The sequence below is a fragment of the Flexistipes sp. genome (assembly GCF_036172515.1).
Lineage (GTDB): Bacteria > Chrysiogenota > Deferribacteres > Deferribacterales > Flexistipitaceae > Flexistipes.
Genome location: NZ_JAXKVW010000008.1, coordinates 30,351 through 57,068, shown reverse-complemented (window position 1 = coordinate 57,068; position 26,718 = coordinate 30,351). Strand labels below are relative to the sequence as shown.

27 protein-coding genes are annotated in these 26,718 nt (G+C 37.3%); 12 read left to right on the top strand and 15 right to left on the bottom strand.

Features of this window, described 5'->3' with window-relative positions:
- The first annotated feature begins 72 nt into the window (after positions 1 to 72).
- From UMU13_RS06970 to UMU13_RS06920, 11 genes are read left to right on the top strand one after another with little or no spacing between them, the layout of a single operon-like run.
- Positions 73 to 1,734 (top strand): hypothetical protein, encoded by a 1,662-nt coding sequence (locus UMU13_RS06970; RefSeq protein ID WP_328218063.1) that lies wholly within the window; start codon positions 73 to 75, stop codon positions 1,732 to 1,734.
- Complete coding sequence (locus UMU13_RS06965; RefSeq protein WP_328218061.1) at positions 1,724 to 2,761, top strand: DUF4388 domain-containing protein; 1,038 nt, start codon at positions 1,724 to 1,726, stop codon at positions 2,759 to 2,761. The genes UMU13_RS06970 and UMU13_RS06965 overlap by 11 nt, the downstream gene beginning before the upstream one ends.
- Complete coding sequence (locus tag UMU13_RS06960; protein WP_328218059.1) at positions 2,754 to 3,395, top strand: response regulator; 642 nt, start codon at positions 2,754 to 2,756, stop codon at positions 3,393 to 3,395. The genes UMU13_RS06965 and UMU13_RS06960 overlap by 8 nt, the downstream gene beginning before the upstream one ends.
- A complete protein-coding gene (locus tag UMU13_RS06955; protein WP_328218057.1) occupies positions 3,382 to 3,588 on the top strand; it encodes a hypothetical protein in 207 nt (68 codons plus the stop codon). Before UMU13_RS06960 ends, UMU13_RS06955 begins: the two co-directional genes overlap by 14 nt.
- Positions 3,589 to 3,591: 3 nt before the next feature.
- Positions 3,592 to 4,263: a cell division ATP-binding protein FtsE gene (locus UMU13_RS06950; protein ID WP_013886496.1), complete on the top strand. Its 672-nt coding sequence runs from the start codon at positions 3,592 to 3,594 to the stop codon at positions 4,261 to 4,263.
- On the top strand, positions 4,260 to 5,153 hold the full coding sequence (locus UMU13_RS06945; RefSeq protein ID WP_328218054.1) for a cell division protein FtsX: 894 nt from the start codon (positions 4,260 to 4,262) through the stop codon (positions 5,151 to 5,153). The genes UMU13_RS06950 and UMU13_RS06945 overlap by 4 nt, the downstream gene beginning before the upstream one ends.
- Positions 5,146 to 6,288, top strand: a complete 1,143-nt coding sequence (locus UMU13_RS06940; protein WP_328218053.1) for a murein hydrolase activator EnvC family protein — start codon at positions 5,146 to 5,148, stop codon at positions 6,286 to 6,288. The genes UMU13_RS06945 and UMU13_RS06940 overlap by 8 nt, the downstream gene beginning before the upstream one ends.
- Before the next feature lie 13 nt (positions 6,289 to 6,301).
- A complete protein-coding gene (locus tag UMU13_RS06935) occupies positions 6,302 to 7,615 on the top strand; it encodes a S41 family peptidase (protein WP_328218052.1) in 1,314 nt (437 codons plus the stop codon).
- Positions 7,590 to 8,783: a divergent polysaccharide deacetylase family protein gene (locus UMU13_RS06930; RefSeq protein WP_328218051.1), complete on the top strand. Its 1,194-nt coding sequence runs from the start codon at positions 7,590 to 7,592 to the stop codon at positions 8,781 to 8,783. The genes UMU13_RS06935 and UMU13_RS06930 overlap by 26 nt, the downstream gene beginning before the upstream one ends.
- On the top strand, positions 8,780 to 9,772 hold the full coding sequence (gene tsaD / locus UMU13_RS06925) for a tRNA (adenosine(37)-N6)-threonylcarbamoyltransferase complex transferase subunit TsaD (RefSeq protein WP_328218049.1): 993 nt from the start codon (positions 8,780 to 8,782) through the stop codon (positions 9,770 to 9,772). Before UMU13_RS06930 ends, tsaD begins: the two co-directional genes overlap by 4 nt.
- Entirely contained in the window at positions 9,744 to 10,721 is a 978-nt protein-coding gene (locus UMU13_RS06920; RefSeq protein ID WP_328218048.1) for a tRNA dihydrouridine synthase, read from the top strand. The genes tsaD and UMU13_RS06920 overlap by 29 nt, the downstream gene beginning before the upstream one ends.
- Positions 10,722 to 11,325: 604 nt before the next feature.
- On the opposite strand, the gene UMU13_RS06915 is transcribed toward UMU13_RS06920, so the two are convergent.
- Genes UMU13_RS06915 through UMU13_RS06900 form a run of 4 tightly spaced genes read right to left on the bottom strand, consistent with a single transcriptional unit; the run spans position 11,326 to position 16,114 of the window.
- Positions 11,326 to 12,927, bottom strand: coding sequence for an NFACT RNA binding domain-containing protein (locus UMU13_RS06915; protein WP_328218047.1), 1,602 nt, complete (start codon positions 12,925 to 12,927; stop codon positions 11,326 to 11,328).
- Between the two features lie 4 nt (positions 12,928 to 12,931).
- Positions 12,932 to 13,990 carry a type IV pilus twitching motility protein PilT gene (locus UMU13_RS06910; protein ID WP_328218046.1) on the bottom strand — a complete coding sequence of 353 codons (1,059 nt, stop codon included), beginning with the start codon at positions 13,988 to 13,990 and terminating at the stop codon, positions 12,932 to 12,934.
- Positions 13,991 to 14,010: 20 nt separating this feature from the next.
- Positions 14,011 to 15,081 (bottom strand): hypothetical protein, encoded by a 1,071-nt coding sequence (locus UMU13_RS06905; RefSeq protein WP_328218045.1) that lies wholly within the window; start codon positions 15,079 to 15,081, stop codon positions 14,011 to 14,013.
- Complete coding sequence (locus UMU13_RS06900; protein WP_328218043.1) at positions 15,074 to 16,114, bottom strand: tetratricopeptide repeat protein; 1,041 nt, start codon at positions 16,112 to 16,114, stop codon at positions 15,074 to 15,076. The genes UMU13_RS06905 and UMU13_RS06900 overlap by 8 nt, the downstream gene beginning before the upstream one ends.
- 460 nt (positions 16,115 to 16,574) lie before the next feature.
- Between UMU13_RS06900 and UMU13_RS06895 the strand changes: the two genes are divergently transcribed.
- A complete protein-coding gene (locus tag UMU13_RS06895) occupies positions 16,575 to 17,072 on the top strand; it encodes a PaaI family thioesterase (protein WP_328218042.1) in 498 nt (165 codons plus the stop codon).
- A gap of 1 nt (position 17,073) precedes the next feature.
- Here the strand turns inward: UMU13_RS06895 and extS are convergent, their stop codons facing one another.
- From extS to UMU13_RS06840, 11 genes are all read right to left on the bottom strand, one after another.
- Entirely contained in the window at positions 17,074 to 17,868 is a 795-nt protein-coding gene (extS, locus tag UMU13_RS06890; protein ID WP_328218041.1) for a selenite/tellurite reduction operon c-type cytochrome lipoprotein ExtS, read from the bottom strand.
- Complete coding sequence (gene extQ / locus UMU13_RS06885) at positions 17,850 to 18,263, bottom strand: selenite/tellurite reduction operon b-type cytochrome membrane protein ExtQ (protein WP_328218040.1); 414 nt, start codon at positions 18,261 to 18,263, stop codon at positions 17,850 to 17,852. Before extQ ends, extS begins: the two co-directional genes overlap by 19 nt.
- Entirely contained in the window at positions 18,260 to 18,880 is a 621-nt protein-coding gene (locus UMU13_RS06880) for a cytochrome b N-terminal domain-containing protein (RefSeq protein WP_328218039.1), read from the bottom strand. The genes extQ and UMU13_RS06880 overlap by 4 nt, the downstream gene beginning before the upstream one ends.
- An 11-nt stretch (positions 18,881 to 18,891) precedes the next feature.
- Complete coding sequence (locus UMU13_RS06875; RefSeq protein ID WP_328218037.1) at positions 18,892 to 19,296, bottom strand: QcrA and Rieske domain-containing protein; 405 nt, start codon at positions 19,294 to 19,296, stop codon at positions 18,892 to 18,894.
- Between the two features lie 32 nt (positions 19,297 to 19,328).
- On the bottom strand, positions 19,329 to 19,661 hold the full coding sequence (locus UMU13_RS06870; RefSeq protein ID WP_328218036.1) for a hypothetical protein: 333 nt from the start codon (positions 19,659 to 19,661) through the stop codon (positions 19,329 to 19,331).
- A 13-nt stretch (positions 19,662 to 19,674) separates the two neighbouring features.
- Complete coding sequence (gene nrfD / locus UMU13_RS06865) at positions 19,675 to 20,562, bottom strand: NrfD/PsrC family molybdoenzyme membrane anchor subunit (RefSeq protein WP_328218035.1); 888 nt, start codon at positions 20,560 to 20,562, stop codon at positions 19,675 to 19,677.
- Positions 20,563 to 20,573: 11 nt separating this feature from the next.
- Positions 20,574 to 21,143 carry a 4Fe-4S dicluster domain-containing protein gene (locus UMU13_RS06860; RefSeq protein WP_328218034.1) on the bottom strand — a complete coding sequence of 190 codons (570 nt, stop codon included), beginning with the start codon at positions 21,141 to 21,143 and terminating at the stop codon, positions 20,574 to 20,576.
- Positions 21,144 to 21,153: 10 nt separating this feature from the next.
- Complete coding sequence (locus UMU13_RS06855; protein ID WP_328218032.1) at positions 21,154 to 23,373, bottom strand: molybdopterin-containing oxidoreductase family protein; 2,220 nt, start codon at positions 23,371 to 23,373, stop codon at positions 21,154 to 21,156.
- 99 nt (positions 23,374 to 23,472) lie between these two features.
- Entirely contained in the window at positions 23,473 to 23,691 is a 219-nt protein-coding gene (locus tag UMU13_RS06850) for a hypothetical protein (protein WP_328218030.1), read from the bottom strand.
- Positions 23,692 to 23,709: 18 nt separating this feature from the next.
- Positions 23,710 to 24,918 (bottom strand): selenite/tellurite reduction operon porin ExtI, encoded by a 1,209-nt coding sequence (extI, locus tag UMU13_RS06845; RefSeq protein WP_328218028.1) that lies wholly within the window; start codon positions 24,916 to 24,918, stop codon positions 23,710 to 23,712.
- Between the two features lie 23 nt (positions 24,919 to 24,941).
- Positions 24,942 to 26,450 carry a sulfurtransferase gene (locus UMU13_RS06840; protein ID WP_328218027.1) on the bottom strand — a complete coding sequence of 503 codons (1,509 nt, stop codon included), beginning with the start codon at positions 26,448 to 26,450 and terminating at the stop codon, positions 24,942 to 24,944.
- Positions 26,451 to 26,718: the final 268 nt, after the last annotated feature.

The window sequence follows — 26,718 nt, the reverse complement described above, 5'->3', positions numbered from 1 at the left end:
GTTTTAATTCTAACTAACAAAAGTTTTATTGCAAAATAAAATTTATACTGTAAAATTTTATAAGGAGGACTGATGAGCCCGTATAAGATATTTTTATTCTTTCTTTTATTTTTGCTCTCAACTGCCTTGATTCCGGCATCGGCACAAAATGAAGATATTTCAAAATATCCGGAAACCATCAGAGAGGGCATAGTTAATGTTAAAAACAATTTCAGCAGCCGCAGTATAGATAAACTTTACACAGAGTTTACACGCCATAAAGGTATAGATGATCCGATTATAGCTTATTCACTTGTAGAAATAGCTTTAAACCATGAGGACAAACTTAACGGCAATATTATTGATTCGATAACAAGGTTTGCCCCCGGAGAAAGCAGCAAAATCCGGGCTGTCCTGTCAGGCAGTTTCCTTTACAAACTTTTCCACTACTATAGTTTTTTTAATTCCCATATACTTTTACAATCAGCTTCTATAATAGCAAGCATTTTTGTTTTTATTCTTTTTGTATACTTACTCATAAAAAATATACATATCTTTTTCCATTCGCACAAAAATATTCCCATTCTGTTTAACGGAATAAAATTTGTTCTTTTTTTTGGTCTGTTAACTTCAATGTTAATAATATTCCCATTAAATAAAATGCTGGTTTTTGCAATTTTCACCTTAATTCTTTTAATTCCTGAAGCCGGCGCAGGCAGATATTTTTGCATAATTGTTATTATTTTGTGTGTATCAGTGCTGCCTTTTAAATCAAGCATAAAAACAAATGAAGAGTTGCAAATTTACAATGATGTGGCCTTAAAACCTCTAAGTACTGAATATATGCAAAAAATCTGGGAGAAAAGCGGCGAAGCACCTCTTTTAAAAACAATGCTGTTTCTGAAAGCACCGGAAACATTCAGCTATAATGCTGCCCAACTTACCCCCCAAAACAAAACCGAAGCTGTGAATTTTGCATCTTCAGCTCTGTATAATGGCAACACGGAAAGGTTTAATAAAATAGTATCCGATTTTTCCCTTTCCGATAATCCCGTTATCATAATGAATATGAATGCTTTTTTTATGCAAAACTTTATGTACGAACAGTATGAGAACTATATTGAAAAGCTGTATAAATATCCTGAATATTACAACGTGTTTCAAAACAATCAGCTTAAACTGGGAAGAACTTCTTTTTTCCCCTATCATAAAGATACTGTCATCCTGCAACCGAGTTATTCTTTCAACTGGTATGCCTCTACAATTTACGCTTTTTTGCTCCTTATGGCCATTATTCTGCATTTTGCTTTCAGCCGCCGCAGGATTGTAAAATGTAAAAGCTGCGGAAAGACGTTCTGTCGTATCTGTGACGAAGGTCACTTAAATGAATCGACATGTTCATTATGCAGAAACATTAACAGCAGATACTCCACAGCTGATCCTTCAGTACTGGTAAAGAAAAAGATTCAAGCCGAAAAATACAAATCTTTTCGCGGCACTCTCAGCTTCTTCCTGACACTCCTGCTGCCCGGCTGCGGACTCATTTACAACGGTCATTTGGTTCTCGGTGTTATATTAACATTAATATTCTCAAAAATTATCTTTATTCTCCTTTTCAAATTTAATGTGTTTTTATGGCCTTTTAACCTGGGAATTCAATACGCTGTGATGCCTGGAATAATTGTATTGTTTATAATTTTTACAGCAGTTTATCTGCTTAGTTTTCTGTTTATCAGGAGAAATTATGGCTCTTAAAGGATCGATAAAAGAATTCAGCCTTGTGGACATTCTGCAGCTGCTCAGCCAGACATCTAAAAGCGGCATACTTCACATAACGAATGAATCGCAGCATATAAAAGTATTCATAAAAGACGGAATGCTGGTGGAAGTTAAAAGCGATTCCGACGATTTTATGATTAAGATAGGTAATTATCTGACCTCCAGGGAGTTTATCACAAAAGAGCGGCTGAATGAGCTTCTTGGCAAACAGAAAAAACTTCCCGTCAGGTTTGGAAAACTGCTTGTCAATGAAGGGATACTTTCTAATGATGAACTGAAAAACATTCTGACAGAGATTACAAAGGAAAACTTTGCCAAAGTACTTTCAATCGACTCCGGTCAATATAACTTTGAACAAACCATAGTAGAGTACAATGAAGACGAAAGAGAACTCCTGGATATCAACAACATTCTTCTTGATGTATTAAAAGATATCGATGAACTGAATGTCTATAAGAAAAAAATTTCCAGTTTTCTGGTAAAGTACTATAAAACCGATACAAACAAAAAGATAGTAGTGGATAATAATATTTCGGACGAAGAGCCGGTTATTATTGTAGATAAAACGATCAAACTGAATAACGACTCCTACCTGGTATACAATAAAATAAACGGCTCAAACTCTGTAGCAGATATCATAGAACAGACAATACTGCCGGAACATTTTGTTTTAAAAGTTATCTACTTTTTAATAAAAGAAAAACAAATCGCTCCTGCCCAAGCTGAAAAACTGAGAACTCCGCTGCTCAGCTTAAAAACCATTCAAATAACAGGATTAGGCCTGCTTTTTATAGCAATTTTAACTGTGCTGACCATGAATATTTCCACCCTTTTTTCAACAAAACTTTTTACTTTTCCCACGGAGGAACAAAGAATCCCCGAAAAAATTTATTATGAACAATTAAAAGAGGTAAACAGTCTCACTTATATAAATGGAGAAACCAGCATAGATCAAATGAACCTTAATCATAAAAATTATATGAGGTATTTCACAATTGAGTAGCAACCATCTGCATATAATTGAAGATTCCCTTTTAACTCTGCATATCTTAACAAATTCACTTGAAGAAGTTTATTCAATATCGGTGAGTTCTGACAGAAGAGAATTCATTGACTTCCTTAAGCGTGGAACAAGTCCGGACATATACCTGATTGATATAACGCTGCCAGATATAGACGGTTTTGAAATCTTAAAGATTCTCAAAGGCACGAGTTCTGCAAAGGTTATTTATTCAGCAAAAACAAACCCTGAGTTAATAGAAAAAGCTTTTGAACTTGGAGCTCACGATTTTATAAAAAAGCCGACCCCCGTTCAGGAACTGAAGGCAAGACTGTCAAAGACACTTTTATTTTTCAACATCCTGAAAGATAACAAACTGAATCTGGAGGAAGTCAAAGGCACAATTGCCCACTATTTCGGTCAACCCTTGACTGCGCTCGGCGCTGAGCTGTATACGTTAAAAAAATCTTTACCGGCAAATGAACTGAATGATTCTGCATATTCATCAATAAAAAGATTTGAGCAGGCATTTGAAATACTTGTGGAGATGTACAACAAGTTTAAAGATATCGATACTCCGGTAAAAGTTGACTACTTAAACAATAAAAAGATATTGGATTTAAATGGTGACAGGTAACTTTAATACAAATATTAAATATAACGGCAAAATATATCATGTCCAAACAGAAATTATCAGAGGTAACATAATCACACAGGTTTTCGATGGTGGCAAAATTCTTATTTCCCGAAAAAATCCTTATGAAGATTACAATAGTTCGGTAAAACAACATAAAGAAGTTGAAGATTTAGTGAAATGTGGTAAATTTTAGCTGATGATAAAAGTTTATAATCTCAGCGTAGCTTTTCTTGGCGAAAAAAAGGCACTGGACAATGTCTCATTTAAAATCCCTAAAGGTGAATTTGTCTATATAACCGGCGAAAGCGGTGCAGGAAAAACAACATTGTTGAGACTCTTTTATGCAGATATCCTGCCGTCAAGGGGTATAGTTCTCATATCCAATAAAGATATCTCAAATATCACAAAAAAAAGCACCCCTTTTTTAAGGCGTAATATAGGTGTAATTTTCCAGGATTTTAAGTTGCTTGAAAACAAGTCTGTTTATGAGAATGTCAAGCTTGCACTCGAAGTTTTCTACCTGGAAAAAAACAATATGGAAAACAGAATTCTGCCTCTATTAAGACGGCTTGGAATATACAGCCGCAGAAGCACACTGGTCAGGAAGCTTTCAGGCGGGGAAAAACAAAGAGTGGCAATAGCCAGAGCATTAATCAATAACCCCGCTATTATTTTAGCAGATGAGCCCACGGGTAATCTTGATCAGGCAAAGGCCGAAGACATAATAGACCTGCTTTATGATACCGCAAAATCCGGAACAACTGTAATTGTCGCAACCCACGACCCTAATGTTTTAAACAGATATAAAGATGCAAGGGTACTGGAACTGAAAAACGGCAAAATAATCAAGGATACGCATAATATATGACAAAGTTTTTATTTTTGATTAAAAGAGGATTTAATTTTTTTTCCACTAATATCTCTCTTAATCTTGCCTCAATTCTTACAACTACCACCATTCTGTTTGTATTCCATATATTCTTTACAATGAGTGTTTCCCTGGACAGTTTTTTTTCTGAATTGACCAATATCCAATCCATCAGGCTTTATTTAAAAACTGAGGATACGAAAAAAATAGATGAGTTTATGAAAAAAGTACGAAAACTGGAGACTGTAAAGGAAGTAAAATATTATTCTCCTGCCGAAACACTTAAATACTTACGTAAAAACACCAATAATATAAACTATTTAAACAATATCCCCGCCGAATATTTTCCTCATTTTATTGAAGCAAAAATAAAAGAAGAATACAAAAACCTGGAAAATATCAGGGAGCTGGAAGAAACACTCAATGATTACGAAATTATAGATGTTGCTTCCTACGGGGAAAAGTGGATTGTAAATTTTACGACACTCAATTACAGTATGAAATTTTTCCTCTTCATATTAACGGCTCTTCTTGCAGCTGCTCTTTCAACCATACTTTACAATACTATAAAAATAAATCTTTACAGATATATAGACGAAATTAAAATTTACAGTCTGGTGGGAGCTTCACGGACATTCATCATTCTTCCCATTCTGATTTCCGTTATGATAGAATCCACAATCAGCTATTTAGCGGCTACCGGTCTTTCTTTCGGAGCTTTTTATCTGCTTAATGAAAAACTATTGCATAATATCGGAATCTATTTAATTGAGCTGCCGGATATTTTCATGCTGCTGATAATTTTCGCAGTCCTGCTGTGTGTGTCTATTCTGGCCGGGTTTATAAGTATAAAAACTTTTCTTAATAACATGGGTGCAATAAATGAGTAAGGCAGTTTCACTCCTTTTGTTTGCGATTATTCCGCTTTTAAGTGCAGCCGTGTCAATAAATGATATAACCTCGGCAAACAAATATTTGGAAAAACTGAAAAATGAAATAAACAGAGAAGAAAAAGAACTTAAAACAATTAAAAACACAAGAGAAAAAATATTAAAAAATGTCAGACATATCGAAAAAAAAATATCATATAACGAAGAAGTCCTTGAAAAACTTAACGAAAGGATGTCAAAGCTTAAAAAAAACAAACAAAAATTAACACAGGAAATAAGAGAGACGAACAAAGAAATTGACCGGCTTAAATCCCGTCTAAAACGAAGCAATATATATATCATCGACAATAAAGGATATACCAAACTTAAACTGCTTATGTTCTCGCAAACATACCATAATACTATAAAAAATATGGAAATTCTGGAAAAAATTAATAACAAACTCCTTGATGAAATTAAAGAATTGAAAAAGGCAACCCAAAAAATCGAGGACCTTAAGGCAAAATATGATACTGCAGAATCAAATCTTAAAAATATCTATGCAATGAAAAATAATGTGTCCGAAGAGCTTGTAAATCAGAAAATTAAATATAAACAAACTCTTGCACTACTCAAAGAAGACAAAAAAAGCAAGGAAGAATACATAGAAATTCTGAATGAAAAGCGCAATGCACTGCAGAAAAAAATTGAAGAACTTGAAAAGAGTGAGAATAAAAGTGACAGTATTTCCGAAAGCGGCTTCGCCAAAGCAAAAGGTACACTCCCATGGCCGGCCGAAGGAAAAGTAATAGAAGAATTCGGACCTAAAAAAATCGAGGGTTTCAGAGGAAAGGTTTTCAATAAAGGAATTAAGATTGCACTGGAATCCGAAGGGATAAAATCCGTTTTTGACGGTACTGTTAAATATGTAGACTGGATAAGGGGTTATGGAAATATAATCATTGTAAAACACGACAAAAATTATTATACTCTCTACGCAAATCTTGACAAAATATATGTAAGCACAGGTCAGGAGGTATTAGGAGGGGAACAGATAGGTTCCATTAATATTAACTCTGGAAATAAAAAATCTACACTCTATTTTGAAGTAAGAAAACAAAATGAAGCTGTAAACCCTTCTTTATGGCTTAAGTAACCAGGAGGTATTGATGAATAATAAAAAGAAACTGATTCCGATACTGTTTGCTTTTGTAATAATTACAGCATCGGTCTTCGCAACTTTTACTGTTAAAATAACCGACGTATATGCTGCAAAGAAAGAAAACAGGTACGAGAATCTCGAAACACTTACCGATGCCATTAATATTATCGAGAAAAATTATGTTGAAGATGTGAAAATGGAAACCCTCATTCAGGGTGCCGTAAAAGGTATGTTGTCTGAGCTGGATCCTCACTCCTCGTATCTAACACCTGAAATGTTCAAAGAGTTCAAAGTTGAAACCAAAGGCGAATTCGGCGGCCTTGGTATCACGATAAGTATAAAGGACAACATACTGACTATCATTTCCCCCATTGAAGATACCCCTGCCGACAAAGCCGGTTTGGAAGCTGGCGATAAAATAATAAAAATTGAAGGTAAACCCACAACAAACATTACACTCGAGGAAGCAGTTGACAAACTGAGGGGCAAGCCTGGGACAAAGGTTACCATTACAATTTTCCGTGAAGGCAAAGATAGGCCTTTTGACGTAACAATAACCCGTGACATCATCACAATTAAAGCCGTCAAGTCAAAAGTCATAGATAACCTGGGATACTTAAGATTAACTCAATTTAAGCAGGAAGCATCAAAAGAAATGTCAACAGCATTGGTGGAACTGAAAAAGCAAGATGTTAATGGCCTTATACTTGACTTGAGGAACAACCCGGGCGGACTTTTATCAGAGGCTGTGCGTGTTTCAAGCATTTTTCTTCCTGAAGATAAAACCGTTGTCTACACCAAAGACAGAGACGGAACGGAAAAACATCTTAAAACGCGGGAAACTGGCACCAACGCGGAGGATATTCCCATGGTCGTGCTTATAAACGAAGGCAGTGCTTCTGCCTCGGAAATTGTATCAGGAGCGCTTCAGGATTACAAACGTGCATTGGTGATAGGACAGACATCCTTTGGCAAAGCTTCGGTACAAACAATAATACCTATGGGGAACGATTCAGCAATAAAAATAACCACGGCAAGGTATTACACCCCCAAAGGACGATCCATACAGAATGTAGGCATAAAGCCTGATATTATGGTAAAACAGGGTACGGTAAATTATGAAGAGGGGCATCCGTTTTTAAAAGAAAGTGATCTGGAGAACCATCTGATTAATGGAAAAATTAACAAAAACAGGCAAAACAGAAGTGACAATGTAACCGTTACGGACAATAAAACACTTGAAGATGACCTGCAGTTAAAATTTGCCGTTGATATGTTAAAAGGATTGATAATTTATGGCCAGGAAAAAGCAGCCAGGTAAAAAAAGAAAACCGCAAAACAGACGCAAAAAAAACAGCGGATTTAAAATCCCCCCTGTGATAATAGTGGGGGGGATTTTTTTGATAATGATTGGAATCATTGCTGCATCCATTATCAATATAAGACTGCAAAAACTTCAAACGGAATATTCCGGTAATAAGGACGCCACAGTAAAAGTTCAGTCTCCGGCTGAGATTGATAAAAAAATCAAACTTTTTTTGTACGACCACGAAATAAGTAAAGAAAGGGTTGTAAGTAAAAATATTAAAAATACGAGCGAAACTGATTATATTGAATATACAATTAGACTCAGTGAATATGAGTTGAGTTCTTTGAGGAACTCTTTGATAAATTTTTTCACCAAAAACAATTTTGACTTCAGTGAAGATGATGCTTTATTTTTCCACAAAACCGGTTTAAATATCACATTCAATTTAAAAACCACACCTATGAAAGAAAACTATACAGATAATTATGACATTAATAACGGTAATATCGATTATAAGGCAAATATGGCAATAATTTTGGATGATTCAGGGTATAATCTGGATTTGGCAGAAAAGGCTGCATCCATAAAATATCCGCTGACACTTTCCATTATTCCATATACACCTTATGACCGAGAAACTGCAGAAATTGCCAGAAAGCATGATAAAACCGTTTTTCTTCATCAGCCGATGCAGCCGAAATCATACCCGGATACAGAGCCCGGGAAAGGTGCCATTCTTTTGAATACACCCGAAACATTAATCAAAATACTGATTGATAAGAATGTGGAGCAAATAGGCAAAATTGACGGAGTGAACAATCACATGGGATCTGCACTGACAGAAAACAGACTGAAAATGAGAGAATCCCTGAAATACATAAATAAATATACAAATACCTTTGTGGACAGTCACACTTCAGCTGATACTGTAGCGTATAAAATATGTAAAGAAATGAAGATGAACTGCGGTATCAGTGAAAAATTTATTGATAACAGCGGAGACCTGAAATATATAAAAAACAAACTTATAGAAAGCGCCGAACTTGCACTCAAACAAAAAGAATTAATAGTAATCGGACACCTTAGACCCAAAACGGTAAATGCTCTGATCAAATTTCTCCCCGAGATAGAACAGATGGGGGTTAAAATAGTGCCCGTTGAAAAGGTTATACAGCAGTGATTTTTTTGGGAATTGAAACTTCGTGTGATGAAACCTCGGCAGCAGTTTATGATTCCGACAGCGGAATAAAATCCAGTGTAATATCTTCTCAGATTGATATCCATTCACGTTACGGAGGTGTGGTCCCGGAAATTGCTTCGAGAAACCACGCACTTAAAATAGAAACTGTTTTTTATGAAGCAATTGAGAAGGCTTTAATCTCTGTGAGTGATATTGACGCAGTAGGTGTAACAAGAGCTCCCGGTTTGATAGGTGCACTTTTTGTCGGTGTTTCTTTTGCCAAAGGACTTTCATATGCTTTAAAAATACCGTTGATTCCTGTCAACCACCTTTCGGCACATATAATTTCCGCCGAACTCACTCATCCGGAATTGGCACCCCCATACACAGGACTTATTATTTCAGGAGGGCATTCACATATTTACCAGGTGGACAAATCATATAACTTTCGTTTGTTTTCACACACTGTGGATGATGCTGCAGGGGAAGCCTTTGACAAGGTGGCAAAGATGATGGGGCTGGCTTATCCCGGAGGACCGGCCATCGAAAGCCTTTCACGAAAAGGCAACCCGGATGCTGTGAATTTTCCGGTTGCAATGAAAGCTCAAAACAACATGAGCTTCAGCGGACTGAAAACAGCTGTTATGAACTGTTTAAACCAAGGATATTTCACAAAGGCTGACATAGCTGCATCCTTTCAAAGTACACTGGTGCGAACACTTATAAATAAATCTCAAATAGCATTAAAACACTTCAATTCTGACAAACTTGTTATTTCCGGCGGCGTTGCCTGCAACGGATACCTCCGGGACAAATTTCACGAATATTTTAAAGACTCCTGCGACATTTATTTTCCTTCAAAATATCTTTGTACAGATAACGGCGATATGATATCCTATGCCGCATATAAATTTATGCATTTAAGAAAATTTTTAGATATAAAAGGTACCGCCAGAGACAATGAAAGCAGTATTAACACAATCATCTGATTTAAAAACCTTATTGAAAAAAGAACCCCTCGTTGCAGCACCTATGGCAGGGATAACAAACAGAAGTTTCCGTAAAATTCTGAGAAAATTCACAAACGGTCTTATTTACACTGAAATGGTATCAGTGGAAGGGCTAAAAAGGCAAATTGATAAAACAGTGGATTATATAAGGTTAACCCCTGAAGATAATCCCATAATTGTCCAGCTATTTGGCTTCAATGAAAATTCATTCCACGATGCTGTTAAAATAACAGAAGAAATTTCATCCCCCTATGGTTTTGACATCAATATGGGCTGCCCGGTGAAAAAAGTATTAAAAACCGGAGGAGGCTCAAATCTACTGAAAAACATAAAACAGGCTGAACGGATTATAAAAAATGCCAGAAAAGCGACAGAAAAAAAACTGACGGTTAAAATTCGTCTGGGATGGGACAGAGAAAATCTTGTCTTCAGGGAATTGATAAAGATGGCTGAGAATGAGGGTGTGGATGCAATATGCATTCATGCCAGGGCAAAATCTGAACTGTTCACAGGAGCGGTGGATTACAGGGCTTTAGAAACTGCTGCGGAACTGGCAAAAATACCTGTAATCGGAAACGGCAATGTCTGCGACCCCAGTGGATATAAAAGAATGTTGAATACCGGTGTCTCAGGGGTGATGATAGGAAGAGCGATTATGAAAACACCCTGGATTTTTCAGGCATTACGGGAAAATAAACATCCTGAAAACTTCCTCAGCAAACAAGAACTTTACAATCTTTTAATGGAGCTTAAAGATTTTGAAGCGGAGGAAAAAGGGGCTCACTATATAAATCTCCTGAAAAAATATGCTGTGTTTTTCTCCAAAAGCTCCCCGGGGGCATCCAACTTCAGAAACCGGCTTTACTCCACCGATAATGAAAAAGAATCATTAAAAATAATAGAAGAGTTTTTCAATTCAAACACATAGACTTTTACAAGTCTTTACGAGCATTGACAACGACGAAGCAATCTCATCTACAGGGAATGAGATCGCCACTGGCTTCCGCCCTCGCGATGACAGCATTGAGGCCTTGAGTAACTGCCTTATTGCCACCCTGTAAGACCTTTGAATAATGTATTCTTATAAATTTTACCACCCCTTAATCCCCTCCTAACTCTTTGATAAGAGGGGAGATAAAACTCCTCCCCTAATTTAGGGGAGGTTGGGTGGGGTACTTATTCAAAGGTCTCCCTGTAGCATCTGAGCATAGCGAAGATAAATTGGATGTTTTACAACATATTTACCAGTCTAAAGGACTGGTGCTAACCGAAGGTAAGCAGTTGTTTCAGGGTCACATAACTTACTGATAATAATAGATCCCGAAACAAGTTCGGGATGACTTTTTTTATTAGTTATTCAAAGGTCTTGCCTTTTGTCAGTCGTCGCAAGAATCCGCCCCGGACCGTTGTCTTGCAGGCGTGGGCGGAGAGAACTGGCAATATTTTTTTCATCCCCAGGGCGAAGCAGAGGAATCTCCATCTATATAATAATTTATGCGTTTCTGCTAATCATAAATCACAATATGTCTGACTTACCCACTTTTGATTAACCTGCGAAACTCTTCCCTGCTCATAGGAGCCACTGTAACCGTTTTAAACTTATCATAAATCACAAAACCTTCCGGAGTGTGCTTGGGCTTTTTAACATATTTTTTCAGTGTGTAATCAACATTCACCTTTGAGTCCAGCCTGGCCTTACTGAGACAGGCCACAACTCTTGCTGCTGTTTCGATTTCCTCTTTTGTGTAAGGCTCATTCTTTCTGATAATCGCATGTGAAGAAGGGATACCCTGTGCATGCAGCCACAAATCTTCAGGGGAAGCAAAGTCGAAAACAAGCTCATGATTACCGCGGCTGTTTTTCCCCAGATAAATATCCGCCTCACTTAATTTGATGTGATATATACGTTTAACCTCTTTTGTTTTTGTTTTTTTCACTTTGTATGAACCAAATGTTTCACTATATTCTTTGAAAAGCTCCCGCTCATCAGGTTTTATTGACTCATCTTCCATATAAAAGAGTTTTTCTTCATACCAGAATATGCGATTTTGTATTTCATTAATTCTCTTTCGGATTTTTTCTAAAGATCTTTCAAGCTTTCTGCTTTTTTCATAAAGTTTTTCTGCTTTTTCCTCAGGCTTATCACCTCTTCTAACGAAATAATTCACCTTTTTTATGCCATCCTCAGAATAATCGATAAGCTCGTACTCCCCTTCCCCTTGCTTTAAAATATGCAGATTATTTTTTATCAGATCCGCTTCATGTCTCAGCTGATGAAATTTTTTTGCATTGCTTAGGTCATCTTTTAGTTTTTCCAGAAGCTTCTTATCTTTCTTGATTCTTTTTTTGTAATGTTTGATAAGTCTGCTGCGTACTAAATTATAATCATCCTCATCTTTACGTTCTGCTACAGAGCCAAATTCATCAAATGTTATTTCTTTAAGATTATCTTTAAGTTTAAAAGGATAAATTTTCCCTTTTTCATCTGTGTAAAATCTTTTGTCAGCTAACTCTTCTTTAAGATATTCGATAGCAAACGGTAATTCTTCAAAGCGATTAAAAATCTTTTCAGCATATTCAGCAGTCTTCGGATAAAAACCTATAAAATTGTTAAAATTCAAATCTTCCGGCGATAATTTGTATGCACTGTCCAGATCATATCGCTTGTTTAGTTTAAAAAATCTGTACACATCCCCGGTATCAACCTTTCTTTCAGGATCTATGTTGTTATTATTCAACTTAAAAATAATATGATCGCTGTCTGAAATAACAAAAATATTGGAATTGTTTCCGGCAAGTTCGTAAACGATCCTGTAGGTCACTTTTTTACCGCTTGGCCGTCTTTTGGCAGCATAGAGAATCAGAATTCTGTCGTAACTTCTCTGTTTAATATCAGTAATGCAGGCACCGTTCAGTATTTCCAGTGCCGGGGCTTTCCCAAGTTTCTCAAAACTACCTGCCCGGAATACCCCTTTGAGGTTCAATCCTGCTTTAAAATCAATACGGCTGGAATTATTATCATCATAAAGATGTAGAATAAATGTGTTTTCAGATACAGTAGCACTGTTTATTACAGTATACCGGATCTTTTCATCAAATACGTATTTGAGTTTTCTTAATGTCAGTCCGTCCACTTAACTATTTGTCCATAAAACGTTCAAAAGATTTTTTATCATTTGCTTTCACGTAAGCTTCCTGAGGAGTTATTGTTTTATTCATGAGAAACTCCATAATAGCCTGGTCCATCAGTTGCATCCCGTCTCCTTTGCCCGTTTGAATCATGGAAGGAATCTGAAATGTTTTTCCTTCCCTGATAAGATTGGCAATGGCACTGTTAACAATTAACAGCTCAAGAGCAGCCACACGCCCCGTACCGTCAGCTTTCTTCAGGAGCTGCTGCGCTACAACTCCTTTTAAAGATTCAGACAGCATTGCCCTTATCTGTTCCTGTTGTCCTGATGGAAATGCATCGATGATTCTGTCAACAGTTTTTGCAGCCGAATTTGTATGTAATGTACCGAAAACCAGATGTCCGGTTTCAGCGGCTGTAATTGCAAGTTCTATCGTTTCAAGATCTCTGAGCTCTCCCACAAGAATAACATCCGGGTCCTCCCTGAGAGCAGCTCTCAATGCAGCAGAGAAGGATTCGGTATGTGTTTCCACTTCTCTATGGTTGATCAAACATCCCTGGCTGTGGTGTACAAATTCCACTGGATCTTCTATTGTTAAAATATGCTCTTTTCTGGATTTGTTTATATAATCAATAATCGCAGCCAGTGTTGTTGATTTCCCGCTGCCTGTAGGACCGGTAACCAGTACAAGCCCCCTTGAAAGTTTTGGAAATTTTAACACCTGATTGGGTAACCCCAGGTCATCAGCGGTGAGAATTTTACTGGGAATAAGTCTGAAAACAGCGCATACTCCTCTTTTCTGCATAAAATAATTTGCCCTGAAGCGCGCTTTTCCGGGCACTTCATAGGCAAAATCCAGATCTTTTGTTTTCTCAAATTTCTTTTTCTGCTCCTCTGAAATTATTTCATATAGCAGTGGTCTTAGAATTTCATCACTCAGCTGCTGGTACTTAATCTCTTCAAGTTCTCCATGCTTTCTGACCATCGGTTTGCATCCGGAACTCAAATGGAGGTCACTTATATCATTTTCCAGCATATATTTGAAAAAAGCATCTATTTTAGCCATACAAAACCCCTGAAAACATTCTATTTTTTAAATTTTGTGTTAACAGCTGAAATCTTTAAATTCCCGTCTGCTTTTTCAAAACAATATCCGTAACCGCTGCATTTACTGCAACCTTCCCCATCACAGGAGCCGCATTTTGAAGGGATATAGCCTGTATAAAGAATTTCTTCGGCGTCATCGGCTGAGTTAACCGGTACATTATCTACAATATTCACTGAATTCTCATAATAACAAAAGGAGTTGAACGAATAATACGGGTACCCTTTTACTGGCAAATCGCTTCTGAAAATCATTTCTGAGCCATGGAAATCTAAATCTGTAAAAGCCGCACCCTCTGCTTTCCCAAGGCCAAAACTTCCCAAAACAACCGGGACTTCAATCTTTGCTGATTCGGAGATTAGGGGATAAATCTGGAAGAAAAAACCATTTTCCAGGTGGTATTGATTGTAAAAATAATGAATATCCATCTCCTCAAGTGCCTGCATTATCTGATACTGACTGTATTTTTCCTCCAGGACAGTGTAATTTTGTAACAAATTAAATCCGAATATGTTTATTTCCAAAACACCGGAATGACCGCAAAAATCCAGCCTGTAGAAAGAAGTATTCGAAATATCCTTTATGAGTTTATCCAAGATATTTACAAGCTTATTTTTATTGCCCTCTGAAAGGACTGATTTTAATATCCTTTCAATTTTTTCACCGTGTGAAACGGTTAAGTTGACACTTTTTTTTGTAATTTCCCTCATCTTCTCAAAAGCTTTCAAGTTAAAAGGGTCGTCGGTAACAATAGTTATAGATTCGTCGCTCTCGTATATAGGCAAAATACGGTTATTAACCAGTAATTCACTGCTGTATTTACGGATAAGAGTAGTATCGATATTAATGTCATCCAGTATAATAAAGGGCTCATCCACCTGCCTGCTGAGTATATAATCTATTTCATCCTGTTTGACTTTCCCCAGTTGAACGAGTGCCTGCCCCAGTTTCACACCTTTCTCTTTCTGAAATTCCAAAGCTTCATCCAGATCTGCTTCAGTAATCATCTTATAATCCAATAAAAGACTGCCGATGTTTTTTCTTTTATTCATCATCCCCCTCCGGATCTGTATTTTCAAAAAAATAGTCGATATTAAGCTCATAGTAAGACATGAGCTGATTATTCAGCTCTTCAAGTTCAACAGATGCTTCAGAGCGTATTAAATCTATATTTTTCTTTAACTGATAGAGGGTTGTATTGTAATAATTCACGATAACTTTTTTAATAGACTCACTCTCTCCGATAAAATCTGAAATAAAATATTCCACAGCAGCAGCAAGTCCTTCAGCTTTATTCACTTCCAGCCTTTTAGAACTCAGGGCAACAATAAAATCGGAAGCTTTCTCAATCTCAAATTGAAAATATCCTCTCAGAGTCATTCCTTCCACTGTTTTCCTAAGCGCAGCAGAATATATTTTCTGCCTGAAATGAATTAAGTGAAGTTTCTTAAAAAACAGTTCTTTCCTGTAGTAATATAAATTTTCCTCAATCTCACGCATTTCATAAAATGCGCTTTCCACAAAAATATTTTCAGGAAAATTGGAAAGTGCGTTAAAAATGATTCTTTTGGCTTCCCTGAAATCGCCCTTAAGTATGTATGCCATACCTAAATCAATAAACCCCTGAGGATCAATGCCTCTAAAACTCTGGAGTTTGTGATATATGTTTCCTGCTTCTTCGTATCGGTCAAGCAGAATCAGGCACCAGGCTCTCTGAATCAGATAACTGAATTTGCCGGGGGATATGCTGAGATTTTTTTCGATATATGATAAAGCTTTGTGCACATCCTGTTCTGACATATATAAATTGCTCAGATAAAAATTAGCATCTTCATTTTGAGAATTAAGCCGTAATGCCGAATTTAAGAATCTTTTTGAAGTATCGAATTTGCCCTTTTGAAAATTAATTCTCCCTAAATAACTGTACAAAAGTGACTTGGAAGGCATATCATATGCTGCATTCTTCAGAGCACGCTTAATTGAAACTTCTGCCTTGTCAAATTCTTCATTATTAATAGCTTTCTCTATTTTCTCCATAAAACGCTTAACAAATTTTTTTTCATTAAAAATTTTTCTGGTATTCATTAATTTCCACCTCTGCTTATAAATAACACAAAAATAAGTTGCTTAAAAGATAAAAGCTCCTTCAAAAATAAAACTGTGATGCGTAAATTCCGTAATGCGTTAAGCGTTATGGTTTATAGGTTCAAGGTTCAACGTTCAACGTTCAACGTTCAATGTTGAATGCCCAAGCAACCAATACACCACTCAAGTTAGAAAAAAATTCATTGACAAGTTATTTGATTTTACTATATTAAAGATTAATATAAAGAATTAGCAAGACCCTCCTCCCCCTCCTTAAAATATATGGAGATTGCCGGCCAAGGGAGCCGGCTTTTTTAATGTTTAAAACTGTTAAAACTCATCCCGCCCTGATTTATCAAAAATAAACTTCCCCACAAAGTATAAGCATTTTAATAATGTGGCGGGAACTATTCTTTAAAAAATATTTTCAAATTACAAATAATATGTTAAAAAATAATCTATGAGTGAAAAGCTATATCTGCCGCATTCAACCAGATGCTTTATATGCGGCTCAGAAAACCCTGTGGGTTTGAAACATATTTTTTACGTTGCCGGAAACTCCGTATCTTCGGATATTCTTATTCCGGAAGGTTTCAACGGCTTTAAAGATATTGTCCACGGAGGCATAGTTTCCGCTCTTCTGGATGAAACCATGGGATGGAACGCATTTGTTTTCGGTAAAGGACAAAACCTTTATTTCACAAGGGATCTTAATGTTAAATTCAGAAAGTCTCTTAATACCGACACCCCCTATCTTTTAAAAACAGAATTTCTTTCGGAAAAAAGGATGTTTGCCATCACCAAAGGTTACATAATTGATAAAGATAATAATATTTATGCAGAAGCTGAGGGCAAATTTATAGAAATTCCGGATGAAAAGATGGAGGAAACAAAACAGTACCTGCTTTTCGACAACAACAAAAACTACCACCCTAAGACAACAATCTTTCGCAAATAGATTATTTACCGAAAGTCTTCTCAATCTCTGCAAATTCCCTTTCTGACAGTTCCAAAACCGGCATTAAAGCATTACTGTTTAATTCCCTGGGATTTTTAAGCCATTTTTTTAATAACTTTGCATTCCATTCTTTCCCATCGATATTTCTGGGATAATATTGAGAAAGCAAGCCGCTTAGATTGGGGGCAATGTATCCGCTGCCAACCGGCCCCCGTAACGGTGAAATCATTTTATGACAATTCCCGCATTTTTCTGAAAATGTATTGGATTTTTCCGTACCGATATGAACCATCTGAGTAAAATTCTTCTCAACATCTCTGTCAGTAAAAGACAGATATAAAAGCCCGTTGATAATGTAATTTATTTGCTCTGAAGTAAAATTAAAATCTGGCATGAATTCACTCGGCTCTTTTATTGTCTTGACGATTTCTTTTACTGCAATATTTACTATGGAGCTGTCCAAATTTACCGACAAAGTGTTACCTTTCCCGCCCACACTGTGGCACCTTCTGCAGCCGCTTAACTTAATCAAATCTATTCCTCTTTTTCTATCCGGAAAATCATTTAACAGAAATTTAGCATATTTTCCTTTAATAAGATTTTGATGAGCCAAGTCTTTTCTCCTGGTTTCAGGTATTCCTCTGTGACATGTAACGCAATCGGCGATATCTGTATAATGGCTGTTATGGCAGTCCACGCAAAAATCGTTATTTTGAGCATTGCCGTTGGCAGAAAATACTAAAAAAAGTATGAACAACAGAAAGACAGAAAAGTTTTTCAAATAGTGAGCCGCCAAAATTCACCTCTGAAAAAATATGCAATAACCGTCAGGAAAACAATACCCAAAAAAACCAACAGTGTAAATATATCCAGCAGTCTGTACTCCTTACGAAACCAAACAGCCTTCTCATCTGTGGAGGGGGCGAGGTAAGGCAAAAACAGATAGACCATAAACAATATTACCGGACCGTAAATGAAATAACTTGAATAACTTACAATTTCCTGAAACCAAAGTAAAAACCAGGCGGCTTTGGAAGGATTAGGAACATTAGAAGAATCTGCGGGAGCTTTTAAAGGTGCATCTATAAAAAGTCCAAGAACAATAACGGCAATTATCACCAGCAAAGCTGATACGATAATCATGCGAAAAAAATAAGGGTCACTTTTTATATATTCATTTTTCTTTTTCATAAGTAAGGAAGAACTCCCTTGTCCTTTCTGATTTTGTAAAAATGAATAACACACAAAATCATTAATGTCAGTGGAACAACAAAAACATGAAAAGCGTAAAACCTGCTCAATGTAAGTGGACCCCCTACTCCGTCAGGAATAAGAATTTTCTCAACAATAAATCCCCCCAACGGAAAAATTTTAAAAAGCTCCATACCTGTTTGAGTTGCCCAATAAGCCAGTTGATCCATAGGAAGCAAATACCCCGTATAACCCTCAAACAATACCAGGATCAATAAAAACATGCCCACTATCCAGTTATATTTCCGAAATTTGAAAGAGCCGGTTAATAACACTCGCAAAATATGCAGAAAAATTAAAATCAATAAAAAATGAGAGCCCATTCTATGAATATTCCGAATCAGTTTACCACCGAAAACAGTTTCTTCAATAAATAAGATTGATTTGTATGCGTTATCCGGAGAAGGTGTATAGTAAAAAAGCAGCAAGCAGCCTGTAACAATCAATAACAAGAATACGGTAAAGGCCATGCCACCCAGGCAAAAAGTATAAGTGATTTTCAAATTACGGCTCAGAACAAGACGTGGAAAAAGGTGTTTAAGAAAAGCGGTAAACATATGCAATCAACCTATGAATAAACAACAATTTTATTTTTTTCTACTTTAAAATCAATCTCTTTAAGATTTTTAGAAGCCGGCCCTTTAATTACTTCGCCGTCTAACTCGAATTCACTTCCATGACAGGGGCACTTAAATATATTACCGGCTACATTAAGGGTACACCCCAGATGAGTACATTTAATACTCAGCACCTTAATATTCCTGTCAATTTTTATTGCAGCAATCTGTCTGTTTTTTATTAAATATACGCTGTTATTGCTTAATTTATTCAAATCAATTATTACAGTACTATTTGTGTCTGATTTTTGGACCTTAAGGAATTTAAAAGTAAAAAAGAAAAATACTGAAGCCAATATCCACTTTACAAAAGACCTTCTTGTTATCACTAACCATTCCCTCTGAAAAAAAGCCATACGGGCTCAGCCGTATGGCTCAAACTCTCCTGTTATTCAAATTCCGCAAAAGGATCTTCCACTTCTTTTTTTTCTTTCTGTACCTGCAACTTACTCCAGTCAACAGGCTCATTTTTACTGATAACTTTCATCAGTTCTTCATATTTTGCCCATGCCTCGTTACAGTATGGATTCTGCTGAATTGCTCTTCTGTAATACATCTTGGCCGCTTTGAGGTCTTTATCTGAAAGTTCCTCGTTGCCAAGCTTTATCATCTGGCGGCATTTTTCCATACTATAATCCGTTGCATATGATGTATCACAAAATATTCCTGCAACCAAGCTAAAAACAAATAAAAATAATATTAAAGAATAGAATTTTTTCATTTTAATAACCTCCCTAACCAATATAGTGTGCAAATTTCTCAGTAAAAACACCAGCATGCAGTATAAGATATCTGAGATAATAACCGCCGAGCAAAACCAACAGTTCGATTATTATCAGAAAACTTCCTTTCATATGTAATTTTTTAATTTCCTGCAATCCGTATAATAAAGTGGGAAGCAGAAGCCCCAGTATCATAAAAATCAGCCAGAACTGTACTGCATATTTGCCCGAAAGAAGCACTTTAATGGAAAAAACCATCTCAGGCACACCATTTAGGGCTATGATAATCATAGCAATCACCATCATGAACTCCAACACCATAAGGTAAAAGTGCCCTGTCTCGATAGGAGCTATATTCTCTTTTTTCTTACTGAACAGAATCTCTTTAACAACCACTGTAGCCGATATTCCTGTAGATATGGCAGATATTATAAACAATACAGGAATTAACGTTTGATGCCAAAAAGGTATCGCTCTTAATACCCCCAAAAGTACACCGGTATATCCTGCAGTACCTATTGCAAGCACTATCAGGCTGAGAAGGGTGATTTTACCCCCGCCGAATTTGATAAAATTAAAATTATAGGCTGCATATAAAAGGGAAACAATTATAAAAAGTGTCAGTATGGCTGTACCCCATGTAATTGCAGAAGTGGGATTGGCAAAAAGGTAAATAAGCAGCCACGGTTTTGTAAGTCCCTGTCCTAAATCGATAAGCAGGAAAAAACAGCCGATTGCAACAGCGGGCATACCAATAAGGGAGGCACTTTTTATATAATTCACATATTTCTCTCTGTCATATAAATCGGCAAATGCCGCTGATAAAATAGCTCCGGCACCTACACCGCCCAAAAACAGATAGAGAGCAATATACCATTCAAAAGATTCCTGAAAGACCATTTCAAACCTCCTTAAGACTGCACATAATAAATATTGGGTTCGGTACCGAGGTCTTCACGAAGCTTCCATATCTTGCTTTTATTTCTCTTAGCCTCCGCCAAAAACTTCGATACTTCACTGTTCGGATCATTTATATCTCCAAAAATCCTCGTATTACTCAAACATGTGGTCGCACAAGCCGGCTGATGCCCCTGTTGTATCCATGGCAGACAAAATGTACATTTCTCAGCAACGCCCACTTCCTCGTTAAAGAACCTGGCATCATAGGGGCAGGACACTATGCAATATTTACAACCTATGCAAATATCTCTGTCCACATATACTATTCCATCTTCCCTCTTATGACTTGCCTTGGTGGGGCATACACTGACGCATGGAGCCTCATCACAGTGATTACACTGGGAGGGAAGAAAATATTTTCTGTTGGGCGCATATTTGCCAGGAGAGTATTTTTCATCAATATGTGTCCTGAAGTGATTTTCAGGCACTTGCCACTGTGCTTTGCAGGCCACCATGCAGGCTTTACAGTCCACGCATCTGTCTATAGCATATACCATAACATATTTTTTATTTTTAATCATAACCTACCCCTCAAACCTTTTCTATCTTCACAAAAGCTTGATGGAACGCAGATGCACCGCTTATGGGATCGGTGCCGTTTGAACACAGGTTTGCATCCGAAGCACCATCCATTGCATAAGCAAGCTCCATAAACTTAGTAATTCTTCCATAGCCATGGGGAATAAATATGGCATCCTCATGTATCTCATCTGTCACATAAGCTGTAAGCTCCCTGGATTTTTTATCACCTTTCACTATTCTGACTTTATTACCGGTCATTATACCGAGTCTTGCCGCTTTCTTTGCAGGTATCCAAGCTTTGATTTCAAAATCGTGCAGAGCCAAAAGCCATCTGTTATTCTGAGTCCTTGCATGCGTATGGTAGCTCTGTCTCCCGAAAAGAAGACGGAACTCATCATCCTTAGGCATCTTATGTCTGGTGTATTTTGGAATGGGATCAAAACCAAGTTTCTCACAAAAAACACTGTAAAGCTCCACTTTGCCCGAAGGAGTGTTAAATTTCAGATCTTTGCCTTCTGCCTGGGGGTATATTCCTTCAAAGGTGGGTTTTACATATACACCGTCCTTTTTAAGCACATCTATACTTATTCCAAGCTGATCAAGAATCTCTTTATTTACATCATCTATCGTTTTGAAATGATTTTTATAGCCCATCTTTTTAGCAATTTTTTCAACCAGCTCATATGCCCCTATAGTATTGTACAATGGAGCAGTAGCAGGTTCTCTGTATTTCACATACGGATATTTCCCCGTCATTACGCCGATGGGATCTTTTCTTTCCAAATATGTGGATTCTGGAAATATCACATCGGAATAAAGAGCAGTCTCCGTTAGATACACGTCACAGGTAACCATCAGATCAAGCTTATCAATTATCTGTTTACATTCCTCATAATCAGGGTAATGCTGAAAGAGATTTGTACCGTAGGCAAACATTACTTTTACAGGGTAAGGCTCTCCTTGCAAAATCCCTTTCATCAGTTTATTCTCCAAACCAAGATTTTTGGGTGCAAGGCGGTATTCCGAACCGGCTCCGTCAACTCTTTCTATCTTTTCACCGCCCTTTACTTCTGTATGCTCAATTTCACATATGTGGGGAGTGACAATATCCATCTTGCTGATTTTGTAAAAACCGCCGGGTGTATACCAATTGCCCATAAGTGCGTTAAGTATACCTATTGCTCTGACATGCTGGGTATCATCACCGTATCTTGTCAGACGTCTGCCGGGGCCTATGGCACAGCTGGGAGCTGCGTTTGATAATTCCTGGCAGATATTTTTTATTGTTTCAGCCGGAACATTCGTCTCTTTCTCAGCCCATTCAGGTGTATTCTTTTTTACAGATTGTTTGAGTTCGTCAAAGCCGCTGCAGTATTTATCTACAAAATCAATATTATAAAGTTTGGCATTAATTATATAATTAATCATCCCAAGCATTAAAGCCAAATCTGTACCGGGTTTTATTTTTGCCCATATATCAGCCTTGGCAGCTGTTTTGGAATAGCGGGGGTCCACATAAATCAGCTTAGCACCTTTGGCCATACCTTCAGTGACCCTCTGTGTTTCCCCAACCATAACCGCTTCCAGTACATTTCTGCCAAAAAACATCAAGCATTTGGAGTTTGCAGCATCAATAGGCTCATTACCTGTATAGGGCCTGCCGTATGTTAAAAACCATCCAATTTCTCTTGAACCGGTACACTGACTGTATGCAGGGATCGCTGTATTCGGTGAGCCTATTATGCTCATCAGATTAATAAACGCATGCTCTCCGGAACCGTGAGCTATTAATGAAACCGTCCCTTTACCGTATTCTTTTATAGCTTTATTAGTTTTATCTGCTACATATGATATGGCTTCTTCGTATGTTGCTTCTCTGAATTTACCTTCGCCTCTTTTGCCTGTTCTGATTAAAGGCTTTTTTAATCTGTCCGGATCATACAACTGATAAATACCGGAATTACCACGGGCGCACAGTTTGCCGTAATTCTTGGGGCATTTGGGCTGTCCCTCCAGTTTAAAAACCCTTCCTTCCCTGTTATAAGCTGTAACACCGCATCCCCAGAAACACATCTCACACCAGTTCTGGGAGATATGTAATTTTTTATCTTCTTTAGCATTATTATCAGAGGCAGCACTTCTTTTTAGGGTGAAAGGGACTGACATTGCTGCGGCCGATATTGCGGCGGTATTCAGAAATCCCCTTCTGGACATTTTTATTGATGCCATTTTCTTACACCTCTCTTTAAAATAATCAAAAATAATGAAATAATTAACAAAGCCCCCGTTTAAGGGGGCTCTTGCCTACAGGAGTTAAAAGTATGTGGATTAACAACCCTGAAGAGAAGGAGCCATCATCTCATCACTCTCTTCCTTTTCAATCTTTACCTTATCTCCCTTGCTAAGTTTGTTTGCATCCTTGCCAACTTCTATCAATACCTTACCTTCTTTTACTCCGATCACTGTCCCTTTTACATATGTAGCTGCCACTATCGCTGTACTCATCAAAAAAATTATGCAAAGCACTAAAACCAGTTTCTTTTTCATTTTTATTCCTCCTGATAGTTATATCCTTACCTGGATAAACAATTTAAATGTATCAAAGTCCTGATAATTAGGATCTGTTTCACTCTCTTTATCATAATCCATCTGTGAATACTGACCGCTGATTTTCAGGTCCTGACCGTGGATGTAATAATTAAAGCCTCCGGCTGTCCAGCCTATATCCTGATCGTATACATCGCCAAGCTTAGCAAAAGTAAATGCATCGTGACGTGCAAAAAACTGCAGTTTACCCGGCCCTACATCCATAGGAAGCATATAGGCACCTTTTAGGTAATATCCGTTCTTCTCACCATTAAGACCGGTGATGCCCGGATCAGTATTTGTTCCCTTATATGCGTCGTCAAATGACACATCCAGGTAAGCGGTGGAAAATGTAAAAGTACCTGCAGATGTCGGCTGCTCATAAAAAAGATCTACGGAATATGCTGTATAATCTTTTATATCACTTGCTGATATGATGTTGCCATTCGCATCTCTTTGCAGATCAGCATAAACAGCCTCCGGCTCGTACTGATAACCGGCACCGATTGTCAGTACAGTCTTTTTGCCAAGGTACGTACCGTTATACCCGTATCCGCTTTCCGGATCGAGAAGTGACAAGTGCAGCCTTCCTGTCATTCTTAAATTGGATGATGGAGAGGGTGTGCCTTCAGCCTTTTTGCCTTCCATCACATCAAATTTGTAACCTACTTTTTTATTTAAAAGGTTACCCCAAACAGCCACACCTTTATCCCTGCTTGTCTTAAAAGGCGTATAAACAAAGTGGGATCTGTCCAGAGTAAGCGGCTCAAAACAGCCTTCAAGATTTTCCCTTGTAAGGTTGTGTTTCATTTTACCCACTCTTAGTTTTAAAGCATCGTTAAATTTGTAACGGATTTGTGCATCCAGCACATAAAATTCCCTGCCTTCATTGGAGTAATCAACGCCCAAAGGCTCTGTTATAGGATCCTCAATGTATTCTGTCTGGAAATAAAATGACAGATTACTGTTGTACGTACCTATAAATCCCAGCCTGTTCCTTCTGAAATTCAACTCATTTGTATCTTCAGACTGATCCGGGCCTGAACCCATATCTCTGTAAGTATATCCGAACTGACCGTTATAAAATATCTTCAGCCATTTCCCGTCATCAATCTTAAACGGAGGGAAGGCATTTGCCAACCCTGCCGCAAAAAGCATTATGATAAAAATTACTATAAATCTTTTCATAAAAATCCTCCTAAACAAATCAATTAGCATCCAAAACCGGAATCTGAAGGAACATAGGCTTCATCACTGGTGGTATCCTGACTTGAGTCTGTGTTTTCTGTAACATCCGGTGTAACATAATCCAGATCAGCTTTTTCAATTTCATTTCCGTTACCGGTGTAATCAAGATTTACATCAAGCTTTACATTACCGTAAGCATCCATCCAGACACTATTAGGGCTAAAGGCATCGATTACGGAATATCTCATAGTATCATATTGAAGCATGCCGGACTGACCGTCTGCCTGAAGAACTCCGCCAAGTTCAATTTCATCGGTAGGTATATTACGAATGAATTCATCTGAGTCTAGCTCATAATTTGTATTGTTATCGTCAAATTCCACAAACTGCTGACCGTTCCAGAGATATCTTGTTGTATCAGAAACGTTACTGGCATTATCATTCAACTGAACAGTGGAACCGTTAGCAAGCTGATATCCGGTATGAGCTACCCATGCAGAAATTGAACCGTCATAAAGCGCTACATTGTCATAACCCAATACATTTTTGATATAAAAATAAACCGGGCTTGCAGAATACGCTGAAAAACAGTGGACAATTATCCTTTTTCCTTCTGCTACCACATCAGCTATATCTGAAACTTCTGTGGTTTTAAAAGCATGGCTATTTTCATGAACAGCTGGGAAAGGTATTACACTTGCTCCTTTTATCCTTCCATTGAAACCTATTTGATAAAAAGGCGGTACAGGTCCAGTAAAGCCACGTGCATCTATTATATTAACTGTACCGGATTTTACTCCTTCCAAAACATCGAAAGTAGATGCTCTTGCATCCTGGTGCATTTTTGGAAGATCCTGTACACAGAATGTGCTGTCTGCAGGATCAACGGACTCGGAAGTTGTATCAACTATTGAGCTGTCCACAGCGGCTACATCATCAATTCCACCATTTAATATCCTGATATTTTTCTGGGAAAATCCCCAGTAATAAAGCATCCACCAGCCTCTTGTCATATCCCAGCTTCTGTAAGGGGTCTGACCAGCCAGAACCAAAACCGTGTCATGCTGTAAACCTAAGTCCTGTATAATACTGTCAATCGTAGCTCCATTAGGAATCATTTTGGAAAGTCCGCTATTAAAATCTGCATCATTTGCAGCGGAAATAGGGCCTTCGTCTCTTGGTACTTGAATAGTCCAACTTTCTATATCAGAAACAGCCACAGATCTTTTAATGCGATTTTGACTGGCATTATCAAAATCAGTATTTAAATCCAGAACAACTACAGGATTTCCGTTTTCTGTCTGAAAACCGTTGTTTATCCATTCTGCTAGCTTAGCAGGCTCTACGAGCGAATTAAAATCACCTTCCGGATAGTAACCACTCCACCATGCGGGTTTATCCGCACCAGCTTCGGGAGCTTCATAATCACTTCCTCCGCCGGAACCGCATGAAACTATAACCAAAGACGCCATTGCAAAAAACAATACTGTAACAAGTGATAACAGGTGTTTCTTAGACCAAATTTTAAACATTTTTTACCTCCGCTTTTGTTTTAATCAACTTACATTTCAATTAATAAATCAAATAATCAAAGTGTTGCAAGTTTCCTAAATGCTCACCTCCTTTTCACAGCTATTTTAGCATTAGACAACAATTACATTTGTATTTTTATGTTGTCAATACTTTTTAAACAAAAATAGATTTTTTACATAATTATTTGTTGTTAAATACTAAGGATTTGGCTAAACAATATCCATATATTCATATATTACATATGACAAATATTATCAATCCCTATAG

Excerpts from the sequence above, each read along its gene's own strand:
- UMU13_RS06970 (WP_328218063.1), top strand. The coding sequence starts at position 73 with ATGAGCCCGTATAAGATATTTTTATTCTTTCTTTTATTTTTGCTCTCA.
- UMU13_RS06965 (WP_328218061.1), top strand. The coding sequence starts at position 1,724 with ATGGCTCTTAAAGGATCGATAAAAGAATTCAGCCTTGTGGACATTCTG.
- UMU13_RS06955 (WP_328218057.1), top strand. The coding sequence starts at position 3,382 with ATGGTGACAGGTAACTTTAATACAAATATTAAATATAACGGCAAAATA.
- UMU13_RS06950 (WP_013886496.1), top strand. The coding sequence starts at position 3,592 with ATGATAAAAGTTTATAATCTCAGCGTAGCTTTTCTTGGCGAAAAAAAG.
- UMU13_RS06945 (WP_328218054.1), top strand. The coding sequence starts at position 4,260 with ATGACAAAGTTTTTATTTTTGATTAAAAGAGGATTTAATTTTTTTTCC.
- UMU13_RS06940 (WP_328218053.1), top strand. The coding sequence starts at position 5,146 with ATGAGTAAGGCAGTTTCACTCCTTTTGTTTGCGATTATTCCGCTTTTA.
- UMU13_RS06935 (WP_328218052.1), top strand. The coding sequence starts at position 6,302 with ATGAATAATAAAAAGAAACTGATTCCGATACTGTTTGCTTTTGTAATA.
- UMU13_RS06930 (WP_328218051.1), top strand. The coding sequence starts at position 7,590 with ATGGCCAGGAAAAAGCAGCCAGGTAAAAAAAGAAAACCGCAAAACAGA.
- UMU13_RS06920 (WP_328218048.1), top strand. The coding sequence starts at position 9,744 with ATGAAAGCAGTATTAACACAATCATCTGATTTAAAAACCTTATTGAAA.
- UMU13_RS06910 (WP_328218046.1), bottom strand. The coding sequence starts at position 13,990 with ATGGCTAAAATAGATGCTTTTTTCAAATATATGCTGGAAAATGATATA.
- UMU13_RS06905 (WP_328218045.1), bottom strand. The coding sequence starts at position 15,081 with ATGAATAAAAGAAAAAACATCGGCAGTCTTTTATTGGATTATAAGATG.
- UMU13_RS06900 (WP_328218043.1), bottom strand. The coding sequence starts at position 16,114 with ATGAATACCAGAAAAATTTTTAATGAAAAAAAATTTGTTAAGCGTTTT.
- UMU13_RS06895 (WP_328218042.1), top strand. The coding sequence starts at position 16,575 with ATGAGTGAAAAGCTATATCTGCCGCATTCAACCAGATGCTTTATATGC.
- extQ (WP_328218040.1), bottom strand. The coding sequence starts at position 18,263 with ATGAAAAAGAAAAATGAATATATAAAAAGTGACCCTTATTTTTTTCGC.
- UMU13_RS06880 (WP_328218039.1), bottom strand. The coding sequence starts at position 18,880 with ATGTTTACCGCTTTTCTTAAACACCTTTTTCCACGTCTTGTTCTGAGC.
- UMU13_RS06875 (WP_328218037.1), bottom strand. The coding sequence starts at position 19,296 with ATGGCTTTTTTTCAGAGGGAATGGTTAGTGATAACAAGAAGGTCTTTT.
- UMU13_RS06870 (WP_328218036.1), bottom strand. The coding sequence starts at position 19,661 with ATGAAAAAATTCTATTCTTTAATATTATTTTTATTTGTTTTTAGCTTG.
- nrfD (WP_328218035.1), bottom strand. The coding sequence starts at position 20,562 with ATGGTCTTTCAGGAATCTTTTGAATGGTATATTGCTCTCTATCTGTTT.
- UMU13_RS06860 (WP_328218034.1), bottom strand. The coding sequence starts at position 21,143 with ATGATTAAAAATAAAAAATATGTTATGGTATATGCTATAGACAGATGC.
- UMU13_RS06855 (WP_328218032.1), bottom strand. The coding sequence starts at position 23,373 with ATGGCATCAATAAAAATGTCCAGAAGGGGATTTCTGAATACCGCCGCA.
- UMU13_RS06850 (WP_328218030.1), bottom strand. The coding sequence starts at position 23,691 with ATGAAAAAGAAACTGGTTTTAGTGCTTTGCATAATTTTTTTGATGAGT.
- extI (WP_328218028.1), bottom strand. The coding sequence starts at position 24,918 with ATGAAAAGATTTATAGTAATTTTTATCATAATGCTTTTTGCGGCAGGG.
- UMU13_RS06840 (WP_328218027.1), bottom strand. The coding sequence starts at position 26,450 with ATGTTTAAAATTTGGTCTAAGAAACACCTGTTATCACTTGTTACAGTA.